Source organism: Kitasatospora sp. GP82 (assembly GCF_029892105.1).
In the GTDB taxonomy this organism is placed as follows: Bacteria; Actinomycetota; Actinomycetes; order Streptomycetales; family Streptomycetaceae; genus Kitasatospora.
Genome location: NZ_JARZAJ010000036.1, coordinates 1 through 12385, shown reverse-complemented (window position 1 = coordinate 12385; position 12385 = coordinate 1). Strand labels below are relative to the sequence as shown.

12 protein-coding genes are annotated in these 12385 nt (G+C 68.8%); 4 read left to right on the top strand and 8 right to left on the bottom strand.

Annotated features, from left to right (window positions below):
* Positions 1–41 precede the first annotated feature (41 nt).
* The 4 genes from P3T39_RS28390 to P3T39_RS28375 all read right to left on the bottom strand — a co-directional run bounded on the left by P3T39_RS28390 (position 42) and on the right by P3T39_RS28375 (position 4255).
* Positions 42–1091 (bottom strand): MupA/Atu3671 family FMN-dependent luciferase-like monooxygenase, encoded by a 1050-nt coding sequence (locus P3T39_RS28390; protein ID WP_280701962.1) that lies wholly within the window; start codon positions 1089–1091, stop codon positions 42–44.
* A gap of 50 nt (positions 1092–1141) precedes the next feature.
* The gene (locus P3T39_RS28385) at positions 1142–2599 is read right to left on the bottom strand and encodes an MFS transporter (protein WP_280701957.1); all 1458 of its coding nucleotides are present in this window, start codon (positions 2597–2599) and stop codon (positions 1142–1144) included.
* A 491-nt stretch (positions 2600–3090) separates the two neighbouring features.
* Positions 3091–4071, bottom strand: coding sequence for an NAD-dependent epimerase/dehydratase family protein (locus tag P3T39_RS28380; protein ID WP_280701956.1), 981 nt, complete (start codon positions 4069–4071; stop codon positions 3091–3093).
* A 55-nt stretch (positions 4072–4126) separates the two neighbouring features.
* Entirely contained in the window at positions 4127–4255 is a 129-nt protein-coding gene (locus P3T39_RS28375) for a hypothetical protein (RefSeq protein ID WP_280701954.1), read from the bottom strand.
* Between the two features lie 215 nt (positions 4256–4470).
* Between P3T39_RS28375 and P3T39_RS28370 the strand changes: the two genes are divergently transcribed.
* The 4 genes from P3T39_RS28370 to P3T39_RS28355 all read left to right on the top strand — a co-directional run bounded on the left by P3T39_RS28370 (position 4471) and on the right by P3T39_RS28355 (position 8385).
* Positions 4471–5403: a sugar ABC transporter permease gene (locus tag P3T39_RS28370; RefSeq protein WP_280701952.1), complete on the top strand. Its 933-nt coding sequence runs from the start codon at positions 4471–4473 to the stop codon at positions 5401–5403.
* 22 nt (positions 5404–5425) lie between these two features.
* Entirely contained in the window at positions 5426–6325 is a 900-nt protein-coding gene (locus P3T39_RS28365; RefSeq protein ID WP_280701951.1) for a carbohydrate ABC transporter permease, read from the top strand.
* A 35-nt stretch (positions 6326–6360) separates the two neighbouring features.
* Positions 6361–7749, top strand: a complete 1389-nt coding sequence (locus P3T39_RS28360) for an ABC transporter substrate-binding protein (protein ID WP_280701949.1) — start codon at positions 6361–6363, stop codon at positions 7747–7749.
* 174 nt (positions 7750–7923) lie between these two features.
* The gene (locus tag P3T39_RS28355) at positions 7924–8385 is read left to right on the top strand and encodes a GNAT family N-acetyltransferase (RefSeq protein ID WP_280701947.1); all 462 of its coding nucleotides are present in this window, start codon (positions 7924–7926) and stop codon (positions 8383–8385) included.
* 159 nt (positions 8386–8544) lie between these two features.
* On the opposite strand, the gene P3T39_RS28350 is transcribed toward P3T39_RS28355, so the two are convergent.
* The 4 genes from P3T39_RS28350 to P3T39_RS37635 form a co-directional block, all read right to left on the bottom strand.
* On the bottom strand, positions 8545–9534 hold the full coding sequence (locus P3T39_RS28350) for a hypothetical protein (protein WP_280701945.1): 990 nt from the start codon (positions 9532–9534) through the stop codon (positions 8545–8547).
* The gene (locus tag P3T39_RS28345) at positions 9531–10529 is read right to left on the bottom strand and encodes a TIR domain-containing protein (protein ID WP_280701943.1); all 999 of its coding nucleotides are present in this window, start codon (positions 10527–10529) and stop codon (positions 9531–9533) included. Before P3T39_RS28345 ends, P3T39_RS28350 begins: the two co-directional genes overlap by 4 nt.
* A 544-nt stretch (positions 10530–11073) precedes the next feature.
* On the bottom strand, positions 11074–11346 hold the full coding sequence (locus P3T39_RS28340) for a hypothetical protein (protein ID WP_280701942.1): 273 nt from the start codon (positions 11344–11346) through the stop codon (positions 11074–11076).
* 415 nt (positions 11347–11761) lie between these two features.
* Positions 11762–12106: a hypothetical protein gene (locus P3T39_RS37635; RefSeq protein WP_348534395.1), complete on the bottom strand. Its 345-nt coding sequence runs from the start codon at positions 12104–12106 to the stop codon at positions 11762–11764.
* Positions 12107–12385 lie beyond the last annotated feature (279 nt).

The window sequence follows — 12385 nt, the reverse complement described above, 5'->3', positions numbered from 1 at the left end:
CGATGAATGGGTACCGATGGGTGACGTCTGCCGACGGACGGTCAGTCGAGGGACGCCCTGAGCTCACTGAGCCGGTGCAGGGACTTCAGCACCTCGTCGCGCTCCAGCCCGAAGTCCACGAAGCAGGCGATCTCGTCGACGCCCAGTTCGCGCAGATCGGCCATGGTGTCCAGGCAGCGCTGGGGCGAGCCCAGCAGCGAACCCCAGGCGAGGTAGCGCTCGAAGGCGAACTCGACCAGCATGGCGTGGTCCCGCTCGCTCATCTTCGCCATCGCCGCTTCCGTGGCCCCGACCTTGTTGCTGGAGATCTGCCGGACGAAGGACCGCAGGTAGCTCTGCAGCGGAGCGCGGACATGCTGACGGACGGCGGCGTCGCTGTCGCCCACATAGGCGTGCATCATCAGCGTCACCACGTTCTGGGCGCCGCCTGCGGCGGGTGCCGGCGCCGCCCGGTGGGCCTCGCGATAGCGCCGGATCTTGTCGGCCAGCTCGTCCCTGGTCTGGCCGATGGAGGCCGCCAGAATGCCGGTCTGCAGGGTGCCGGCCGCCGCCCAGGTCTCCGGGTTGCCCGAGGTGGTCAGCCAGATCGGCAACTCCCGGCTGGCCGGCACCGGTTGAGGGCGAACGGCGACCGGCTCGCCGATTCCGTCCGGGAACTCGACCGCCTCGCCCGCCCAGAGCCGCCGCAGCAGCGCGATATCGCTCAGCGCGCGCTCACGCCGGTCGGCGTAGTGGTCGGGTGCCAGCACAAAGTCCGTCGAGTGCCAGCCCGTTGCCACCGAGAGACCCACCCGGCCCCGGGAGAGGTTGTCGACGACGGACCACTCCTCGGCGACCCGCAGCGGGTGGTGCAGCGGCAGGACGACGCTGCCAGCCCGGATGTCGATCCGCGAGGTGGACACCGCGAGCGCGGCACCGAGCACGGCCGGGCTCGGGAAGACCTGGCCGAAGTCCTGGAAGTGGCGCTCGGGCGTCCACACCGCCTTGAACCCGAGCTCGTCCGCGGTCCGGGCGATCGCCAGGATGTCCTCGTACTTGTCGGCGGGCGCCATCGTGCTTTCCGCGCCGAAGAACATCACGCTGAGATCCATGTGCTTCTTCCCCTGGGGAGAGAGAGTGGGACGGACTGGGTGACGTTCAGTCAGGTTGTACCGCCCTCGGCCTCGCTGAACTCGGGGACGTGCCTGGTGGCGGGGCCGTCCCGGCTTTCCTCCCCGTCCGGCTCCTCGCCCCCGTCCGGCTCCTCGCCCCCGTCCGGCTCCTCGCCCGCGTCCGGCTCCTCGCCCGCGTCCGGCTCCTCCTCCAGGTCGGGCAGCAGCCGGTCGATGTTGCGCAGGGACGGACTCAGCAGCCCGACCAGGGCGCCCAGCACCCCGAGGAAGCCGCCGAGCGCCAGCATCACGGCCATACCGCTGCCGTGGCCGTGGCCGAAGAGCGGGCTCAGGAACCCCACCAGACCGCTGTCGGAGGCGGCAGCCGGTTCGAAGACGTGGTCGGCGAGCGGGCCGGAGAGCGCGAACCCGACCGGGGCGGCGATCTGCGCGATGAACATCACGCCGCCGAACACCCGGCCCTGGTGCGAGCCCGGCACCTTGTTCTGGATGATTCCCTGCATCGAGACGCCGATCACCGGGATGATCGCCGACCCGACCAGCTCCGCCGCCACCCAGAGCGGCGCGTTGTCGGCCATCGCCATCATGATCTGGTTGACCACACTGGTGGCGATGACACCGAGCATCATTCCGCGCACCCGGTTCTTCGGGTTTCCCCAGAGGGTCAGCAGTGCCCCGCCGATAATCCCGCCGACACCGGTTGCGACATTGACCATCGCGAGGGTCGCGGTGTCGTTCCCGGTCCGGGCCAGAATCATGGCGTTGAGGACCGCGAATCCGAAGGTGGCCGCCAGGTTGATGACGAAGAAGACCAGGCCGAGCGTGCGCAGGCTGGGCCGCTCGAAGATATAGCGCAGGCCGACGAAGGAATCCGCGAAAATCTTCTTCCGCTCGGCCGGGACGTCCTTGCCCCCACCCGATTCCCTGCGGTTCTCGGCGATCTTCGCGGTCCGGATCGTGGTGAGGGCGAAGAGGAAGCTCGCGACGTCCACCAGCAGGATCGAGCCCATGCCGCCGACCGCCACCAGCACACCGCCGAGCGCCGGCCCGCCGATCTCCGCAGTGCTGCGCGCTGTCGCCAGCAGGCTGTTGGCGCCGGTGAGCTGGTCCTTGCGGACCATGTCGGGGACGGCGGAGGAGAACGCCGGGTACTGGAAGGCCTCGGCCGCCCCGAGGACCACCACCGCCAAGTAGAGGTGCCAGGGGTGGAGGCTGCCGGTGAAGTAGACCGCGGCCACCCCGCTCATCGCGAGCAGGCCACCGAGGTCGGTGATCTGAAGGACCGTCTTCCGGCGCCAGCGGTCGACCAGCGCGCCCGCCGTCGGACTCAGCAGCATGCGCGGCAGGAAGGCGGCGACCGACATCAGCACGACCTGGGTGGCGGTGCCGCCGTGGGTCCATAACCAGACGATGAAGGCGAACTTGGTCATGCCGCTGCCGGTGAGCGTCACCAGCTGCCCGGCCCAGATCAGCCAGAAGCTTCCCATACCCTCGAAGCGCCTCAGCCACGACCGCACCCCGCCGGATTTCTGAAGGTCGTCAACCGTTCCCAAGAATCTCCCCTTAGCGCCTGTGCCAGCCGGGTGGGAATTTCCGGTGAGCCGGTTGCGCTTGTGGCTCCGCGACACCTGGAAATCCGAGCTGAGATAAAGACGAAAGCTTGGACAACATGGGGTTGATCGGACCCCCGAATCCGCTCTCACACACTAGGTGACAAGATCCGCCGCACAAATAGCTGTCCGTTTCACCCTCATTGTGGCTATACGCCCGGAACTACCCTGTTCGCGCCACAGGCAAAATTGACCATACGCGGACACTTTCACCGCCAAACGAGACGCATATCACAGTCTGGGACACATCCACTCCATCGGTCTGCGTACTCAAATCAGCCCAAACACGTCGAAGCGGCCCGTCCCGGCCACCACACCAGGACGGGCCGCCTCGGCCCACGGGAGTACGCCCCGCTCAGAGCCCGACCTCAGGCCAGCAGCTGATCCGCCAGCTCGGCCGGCAGCCCGTAGGCCCGCTCTCCGCTCGGCAGTACGCCTGGCCCTGCCTCACGCATCCAGGCCCACAGATCCGTCACGGTCTCCTCGATCGGCCTGCTCGGCAGGCCCAGTCGGCGAGCGGTGGCGGTGTCCGTCCGCCAGGCCGTCCCGGCAAGCTCCGACGGCATCCAGAACGGCAGATGCTTCCACGGCTGAACACCGGCGGACAGCAATTCCGCCTCCCCGATCGGGACCAGCTCGGACGCGGGCGCACCGGTCGCGGCCACGGCCTGCTGACAGGCCCTCAACAGCCCTCCGTAGCTGGTCATCCCGTACGGACCGGTGGCGTTCACCGGCCCGGACAGTCCCTGCTCCGCCGCATCCAGCAGCCAGCCGGACAGATCGCGGACGTCCACAAAGGCCATCGGCTGCTCCAGCACGTCCGGGACGACCACACGGCCACCCTGCGCGATCCGGTGCAGCCACCACGGGAGCCGACCCGAGGTGTCCCCCGGGCCGATGATCAGACCCGCACGGGCGCTGAGCAGCCGCCCGCCGAAGACCTCTCCCAGGATGCGCTCGCTCGCCGCCTTGGCCGGCCCGAAGTCGTCCGACTCCTCCTCCCAGAGCGGACCGTCCTCACCGACGATCGGCCCGGGCGGCCAGTGACGGTAGGCGTTGAGGCTGCTGACATAGACGTAGGACTTGGCGTCCGCCAGCAGCCCCGCCGCGCTCCGGGCGGCCGCGATGCTCTCGCCCGAAGCGTCGATCACGGCGTCGGGGTCCACCCCTTGCAGTGCCGCCGCCATCGCCTGTGCGTCGTTGCGATCCGCACGCACGGCCCGCACACCCGCCGGCGGCTCCCCCGAGACTCCTCGCGTCAACGTGGTGACCTCGTGGCCCCGCTCCAGCGCCGCCACCGCGACCGTGCGACTGAGAAACCCGGTCCCACCCAGAATGAGCATCTTCATCTCCGCACCCTTTCCGGGCCCGGCTCACCCGACCACCCATTTCGCCACCGGCGAACTACGGCAGAGCGCCACCGGCGAACCACAGCAGGGCGCCACCGGCGAACGGCAGCACAGCGCCACCGGCGAACCACGGCAGAGCGCCACCGGCGAACCACAGCACAGCGCCACCGGCGAACCACGGCACAGCGCAACCGCCGGCCGGGACCCCGGTGCCGCATCGTCAGTTTCCGCAGGACAGGGTGGCAGACCGCTCCGCGCGGGGTAGAGATCGAGATCGGCTGGGTCTGATGGGAACACGTAAATCGGGCGCCACCCGGCGGCCATCAGGTGGTAGCCGCCGCGTCGTTCGAGCGCGACACGGTTTCGGCCGAGCGCATTGCAAGGAGAGGCGGACGCCCTATGCCCGAATCCACGCCGAGAGGCGGACGCACGCCGAGAGGTGAACGCACCAGGCGCGACTGGGGCGAACGGGCGCTGGCCTGGGCCTTTCTACTGCCCTCACTGGTGGTGTTCGCGCTCTTCATCGGCTACCCGCTGGGGCGGACACTCTACCTGAGCGCCCACGGCAACGACCTGTTCGGCGCCCCGTCCCGCTATGTGGGGCTGCGTCACTACACCGATCTGCTCGCCTCCGCGGAGTTCCACAAGACGCTGGTCACCACCGTGCTGTTCGTGCTGCTGACGGTGCTGCCCGGGGTGCTCGGTGCGCTTGTGCTCGTCCTGCTGCTGGAGAGCAGGGTCAGGGGCGTGCGCTGGCTGCGCTCCGCGTTCGCCCTGCCGTTCGCCTTCTCGGTGGCCAGCGCCTCGGTGGTCTTCTCGGTCTTCTTCAACCCGGCCATCGGCGTACTCAACGGCGCACTCTCCCAGTTCGGCGCGGGACCGGTGGGATGGCTCACCGACCAGCGGTACGCGCTGGTCTCGGTCGCCGCCGCCACGGTGTGGATGAACCTCGGCTACAACGTCCTGGTGCTCTCCGCCGGAGTCGGCTCCATACCCCAGGAGACCGTCGAGGCCGCCCGGTTGGACGGAGCGGCGGGCTGGCGGCTCGCCCGCAGCATCACCGTCCCGCTGCTGGGACCGCACCTCTTCTTCCTGGTCGTGGTCTCCACCATCAACGCCCTGCAGAGCTTCGGGCAGATCCACATCCTGACCGGCGGCGGCCCGGACGGAGCGACCCGCACGCTCGTCTACTCGGTCTACGAGAAGGCCTTCGCCTACGGGAACAGCGACTTCGGTACCGCAAGCGCTCAGGCGGTGGTGCTGCTCGCGGTCGTACTCGCCTGCGCGGGAGTCCAGTTCGGCGTTCTGGAGCGGAAGGTGCACTACACGTGAGCGAGCGAAGCGAGGCGGGCGCATGAGCGAGCAGGCCATCGAGCAGTACGCGACCGCCGCCAAGGGCGCCGAGTTGCGCGGAGCCGGCCAAGGTGCGAGCCGGGCAAGGGAGTTGCTCGGACGTATCGCCGTCTACACGATGCTGGGCGCAGCGGTGGTCACCGTCGCGTTCCCGGTGTACTACGCCTTCGCCGGGTCCGTCATGGGGCCCTCCGAACTCTCCAGCTATCCACCGGCGTTGCTGCCGCACTCGGTCACCGGGCGGAACTTCACCGGTGCGATCGACGCGATTCCGCTCGGGCGGCAGTACCTCAACTCGGCCGTCACCGCCGGGGCGATCACCCTGGCGCAGCTGCTGACCTCCATCCTGGCGGCGTACGCCTTCGTCTTCCTGCCGCTGCGCTGGCGGGCGGCCGTCTTCGGGATCTTCCTGGCGACGCTGATGGTGCCGTGGGAGGCGGTGATCATCCCCAACTACCTGACGCTGTCCGGGTGGGGGCTCGGCAACACGTACTTCGGGCTGATCCTGCCCTTCCTGGCCTCGGGCTTCGGAACGTTCATGCTGCGCCAGTCCTTCCGGCAGTTCCCGGCCGAACTGCGGGACGCGGCGCGAATCGACGGCGCCGGGCACTGGCGCTTTCTGTGGCGGATCCTGGTGCCGCTGAACAAGCCGTCGCTGGCGGCGATCGCCATCTACGTCTTCCTCTCCGCCTGGAACCAGTACTTCTGGCCGCTGATCATCACCCGCACCGCCCAGATGCAGACCCTCCAGATCGGGCTGGCCGGCCTGCGGGACGCCGAGCGCGCCGACCCCGGGCTGATCCTGGCCGGCGTCGTCCTCACGCTGCTGCCGACCCTCGCCCTGGTGGTCTTCGGGCAGCGCTTCATCGTCCGCGGCCTGACGGCCGGTGCCGTCCGCTGATATTCCAACCCTCCATCTCCAAACGGGAGTTGTCCATGAACAAGTGGAGTCTCAGGCTCGCGGCCACGCTGGCGGCGGCCACCCTCTCGCTGACGGCCTGCAGTTCCTCCGGCGGCTCGGGCGGATCATCCGATGCGGCCGCGCCCGGCCCGCAGGCGCTGGACCGGGCGCAGGGCGTCACCACCGTCAACTTCTGGCATGCGATGACCGGTCAGAACGCCGCGACGCTGACCTCGCTGGTCAATGCCTTCAATGCCGCTCATCAGGGAAAGATCGAGGTCAAGCCGCTGTTCCAGGGCACTTATGACGACGTGATCGCCAAGTACAAGGCGTCGGTCCAGCAGAAGGCCACGCCCTCGCTGGTGCAGGTCTACGACATCGGCACCCGGTTCATGATCGACTCCAGGCAGACCGTCCCCGCCCAGTCCTTCGTGGACAAGGACTCGTATGCACTGGACGACATCGAGCCCAACATCCGCAACTACTACACCGTCGGCGGCAAGCTCGCCGCGATGCCGTTCAACTCGTCGATGCCGCTGCTCTACCTCAACGCCGACGCCTATCGGGAGGCTGGTCTCGACCCGGCCAAGCCACCTCGGACGCTTGACGAACTCGGCGATGCGGCCAAGAAGTTGACCAAGAAGGACGCCAGCGGACAGACCGTCAGGTACGGCTTCGGCGCGGCCATCTACGGCTGGTTCGTGGAAGAGCTGATCGCCGAGTCCGGCACTCTCTACTGCGACCAGGACAACGGGCGCAGCGCCAAGGCGGGCAAGGTGCTCTTCGACTCGGCGCAGGGCGCGCAGGCCGTTCAGTGGTGGGCCGACCTGGTCAAGGGCGGGTACGCGGCCAACACCGGGCGCGTCCCCGCGGATGCCCAGGCCGCCTTCAAGGCCGGGAAGGTGGCGATGCACCTGGAGTCCACCGGCGTGCTGCGCGGCTACACCGAGGCCGCCAAGTTCACCGTCGCGACCGCCGCCTACCCCAAGCTCACCGCCGCCGACCAGGGCGGTCCGGCGATCGGCGGCGCCTCGCTGTGGATCGACGGCCCCGGGCACTCCGCCGCCGAACAGCGGGCCTCCTGGGAGTTCGTGAAGTTCCTCGCCGCCCCCGAGCAGCAGGCCGCCTGGCACACCGGCACCGGATACTTCCCGGTCAACCGCAAGGCCCTGGACGACCCCAAGGACAAGGAGTGGCTGGCCAAGTACCCGCAGTTCCAGACCGCCATAGACGAACTCCACGCCACCAAGCCCACGCCCGCCACGGCCGGCTGCCTGCTCGGCGTGATGCCCCAGGCCCGCAAGGGGGTCGAGACCGCCATAGAGCAGACCGTCAGCGGCGCCAAGACCGCCCAGCAGGCACTGGCGGACGCCGCCAAGGAGCTCCAGCCCGCCATCGACAACTACAACAGCTCGGTCGGCTGACCCGGGCCGGGGTCTCGCTGCGCTGCGCCGTACCGGGGTGCAGCGCGGCCTGCCCGGTTGTCGGAGGCTCGGCCGATCAGTCCGTTGCCCGTTGCCCGTTGCGAGAGTTGTGAGAGTGGATCAAGGTCGTAAATGAACAGGTGCGGTGGGGCTGGGCACTGGCATACTCGCGCCATGACGACCGATCACGGCAGCGGCACCACTCTGACCACCGGCGAGCGCGACACCGAGCTCAACGACCGGCTGTCCGAGGAACTCACCGCCTTCAACACGGCCGCCACCGGCGCGGCCGACTACGGCACCCTGTCGGTCAAGGTCACCGATGAATCGGGCGAGCTGGTCGGCGGCCTGGCCGCGTGGACCTGGGGCGGTCTCTGCGGCATCGAGCTGCTGTGGGTGCGCGAGGACAGCCGCAAGGACGGCTGGGGCAGCAAAATCCTGCGCGCCGCCGAGGCGGAGGCGCTGCAACGCGGCTGCGACCGTATGACCGTCTCCTCCTTCACCTTCCAGGCCCCCGGCTTCTACCAGCGCCACGGCTACGCCGAAACCGGCCGGACCCTGGGCATCCCCGGCGGACACGAGGACGTGCACCTGTTCAAGTCGCTGACGGATCAGGCCCCTTCGCACCCGCTGTAGACCTGCCGCCCGCCCGGTCGGCAACTGTCCGTCGCCGACCTCGGGATGCGGCCCTTCCCCGCCTACGGCCCTTGCCGGCATACGGCCCTTGCCAGTGTCCGGCTGCACCGTGGGGCTGCTCCGCAGTCGGGCGGCAGAGCAGCCCCGGCGCCGAGCGGCCTAGAGCTGCTCGGTCGCTCCCACGCCGCCCGCGCTGCGCGTTCCGTAGGCGTGCAGTGCCTTCCGGATCTCCGCGAGCACCGCCTCGGCGCGTGACCGCATGCCCTGGGTCAGCATGTCGGTGCCGCCGAACTGGTTCGCCTGCTCGATGCCGACGACGACGCTGATCCGGTCCCCGGCCACACCGATCTCCATCAACTGCTTGGTGGTGATGTGCCAGGCCCGTCCCTCATCGTTGCCCTCGACCCAGAAGGACGACGGCGGGAGGGCCGGTCGCTGCTGTTCCGGGCCGGCCGGCTGCGGTGCCATTGCGGTCTCGGGCAGGGTCACCCGGTCGCTCCGAGTGCTGAGCGTGTTGATGTGCTGGTAGAAGAACTCGTGGGTGGCGTCACCCACGGATGCTCCGGCGGCGAGGTCGAGGGTGCACTGGTAGGCGCAGAGCTTCTGCCGGGTGAGGAAGATCAAGGTCACGTCGTAGAAGGAGAATCGGGCCTCGCCGTCCTTTCCCCGAGCCGACTGGATCCGGGTGCCCTGGTCGGGGACGCCCAGGACGATCAGGGGATCCTGACCGCCGTGGCCGCTGTCGGCACCGGCGAGATCGGCCGCCGCCAGGTTCAGCCGGCCGAACCCCTGGCGCTTGATCTCGCCGATGGACTCGTGGAGCCAGAGGTCCATCTGCTCGTCACTCGGCTTGGGCATGGCCTTGGCCCACAGCTCTTCGAATCTGGCGCGTTCCGCCTCGTAGGTGCTCTGCACCCTGCGCAGTTCCAGCCCCCTGTTGATCGCCAGCGCGCAGCCGCCCGCGAACAGCAGGAACCCGAGGAACGCCGTCCCCGCACCACTGCCGCCGAACATCATGATCAGGCCGAGCAGCACCATCGCCCCGCCGATGCCGCACAGGACCTTGAGCGTGTCCAGCTGCGGCAGCTCGGGCGCGGTCGGTGTGGGGCGGAAGTACTTCGGCACCGCTTGCTGGCGCGTCTCGTTCATGGGTTACCTCCCGATTGTCCGCTCCGCAGGCCCCTCCAGCAGGTGGAGGAGGGTGCGTTGAGATGTGTCAGCAGCTCCGCCCGGCGCGCGCCGTCGATTCCGGCGGCCTTGGCGACCAGCTCCCGGATCGGGGGCGTTCCGTCCCCTCGTCCGGCCGAGATGAAGTGCTCCTCCTTGAGCACGGCCCAGAGCGCCCAGGCATGGCTGGCGCCGGGATCCGACTCGGTCACCTGTTGCAGGCAGGACTCGGCCCTGCTGATCCGCTCGCTGGTCGCCATGGCGATGTTCCGTCCGGCGAGCAGCGCGAGCGCCAGGTAGTACCGGGCCTCGCTGTCCGAGGGAATGTCCCGGACGGCTGCGGAGAAGGCGATCCTCGCGTCGTCGTACCGCTTGTTGGCAAGATGCAGCCGGCCGGTCCTGGCTGCGGCACTCGACAGCCCGGCCGGTCCGCCACGTCCGGCGCCGTGGTCCCTCGGCGGAAGATCAGGGATCGGGTCCAGCACGGCTTCGGTTTCGAAGGGCCGATCGGCCATGGTGCGGATCAGTTTCTCGACGCCGCTCAGATCGAACCGGCTCACCCGGTACACCGTGGTGGAAGCCGGGTTCAGCCAGGACGGAAGGTCGTCGGCCGAGCAGCCGGGCAGCACGACCGGAAGGACCTTCCGCAGGTTTCCCCGCAGGTCGCGGTAGAGGTAGTCGGCGATCCGCTTCGACTCCCACTGCACGCCGCGGCCTTCGTCGGGACCGGCCGCCCCCGACTCCCGTCGCCGGTACCCCGGTGAGGCGACGATGAGGATGAAGTCGGCGAGCCGGAGCTCCTGTTCCATCCAGTCGACCCAGTTTTGACGCTGCTCCGCCGCAGGCAGGTCCCACTTGGCATCAATGCCGTTGGATCTCAGCGCCTGGTACAGCGACCGCACATTTTCGACGTGCGCTGGATTGTCATGCGCATATGAAATGAATGCCCGGGGCGGTCTTACCGGCGCCACTGGCATACCCCCTGCGATCAGGCGCGATGAAGCGCGGTGCGGCGAGCGAACGGGAGGGGCATTGGTGTGATCGAGCGATGGCGCAATTGAACGACAGTGCGACAGCGCAGGTCGAGATTGGTGCTGTGCCCGGATTGGCGAGATTACACCTGGACCTGTTGCTCAGTCATATTCTTTGAAAAATAGGGAAGTTGGAAAACGTTACACCGGGGCTGCTGTTCATGGAGCGCCTCCCGGGATCCCTGAGTCCGGCTGGGACGCGGCACCTTCGTCGGCAACCACGCGGTGCTGCCCTGCGGCGAAACGCTGCCCGACGATCTGCTGATCGGCATACGAGGGAGTGCCGACCCGACCCCAGTGAGAAGTCGCGCCTCAGCGCCTGGTCCGGCGGGCAGCACTGGAGCAGACTCACGTGGCGTCCGCCGGGCGGGCGTTGCGCCCGGCGGACGCCCGCCACACAGCCGGTCGGACGAGCGAGACCGCACCGGGCCCTGTGCCGGCCCGACTCCGGCGCCGTCTGCCCTGGCCTGCCGGCCACGGCTTCGCGGCGCTACGCCGGTGGGCCGTCCGCCCCGCCCGCCTCGACCTCACCCTGGCTGTCTCCGGCCGTCGTCTGCTTCCGGCCTTCCTCCGCCTCCGCCAACTCCTGCCGACGCCTCGCCTTCGCTGCCTCCTCCGCCAGCAGCAGAGCTCTTCGCCGCTCGGAAAGCGCCGCCTGGGAGGCCGCGAACAGCAGGAAGTTCGACAGACTCAAGGTGACCACCGCGAAGCCCACGTCCCCCGCACCGAACATCAACCACAGCGTCCAGACCAGTACTGCCATCCCGGCAAGTCTCAGTAGAACCGACATCTGCCCCCCACCTCATCCGCTCCGCCCTGTCCGCCCACGCCCCTGACACGCCCCCTCGCCGGCCGGAGGACCAGCGGATGCCGCACCGCCCCAACTCCCGTACGGCCCTGCGCCTCTGCCCCAGACCACCGCCGGCGAAGCCGGGTCAGGAGCACGCTGACGCAGGAGCCGAGCCCCGAGAGCCTGCCCGGCCCATCCGTGGCGTCCGAGTCACTGCTGCTCGTTCAGCATCCGCACCGTGCCCGGCGCGAACACCATGGCCGTCGCCATCGGCCCGACGAAGCTCGCGGCCGTGCCGCCACCCCGCCCTTGATCCGTCCCCTTCGGCATACGAGCGGCCCGCAGGTGCTCTCAATGACACCGTCGCCCTGTCACACCGTCAAGATGTTCAACACCCGTCCGGGATACCGAAGCCGGTGTCACGACGGCCAGTAGCTGCCGCCTGGTCGATCGGTGTCCATCCGCGAGGCATTCGGTCATGCCGGCGCACACGACCGGCAGGCGTCCCGCACGACCATTCCAGTTCGGCCTGCAGTTCGGTGACGCCATTGGAGGTGCCGAACAGGAAGCGGAAGTCGATGTGCTGGTGGGCGGGTTCGCCCTTGGCATCGTTGGCCGGGATGGGGTGCACGTCGATGTGCAGGGGCTGGTCGCGGAGCGGGACGACGTGTTCGGGCCGGATGCCGGTCTCCTCGACGAGTTCACTCAGGGCCGCGCTGATCAGTCGGACCACCGAGCAGTTCCAGCAGCGGCACGTCCGGCCGATGCCTGACGACAACGTGTGGATGATCCAGCGAAGTGCCGAACGTGACGCTCTTGTCCGGCTGCTCGACGCTATGCGGGGCAGCGCGGACCGGGCCTGCCAGGGGGCAGGAAGCCCAATCAGCAGGCCGGGCACCTTCGGCTGCCACTCCGAGGATCTTGGTGGCTAATTCCAAGTTCCTTGCGATGCCCCAGAGTTGAGTTGCTCTGGGGTGGCCCGGGGAGCGGTATCGGACCTGTTCCTTGGGCC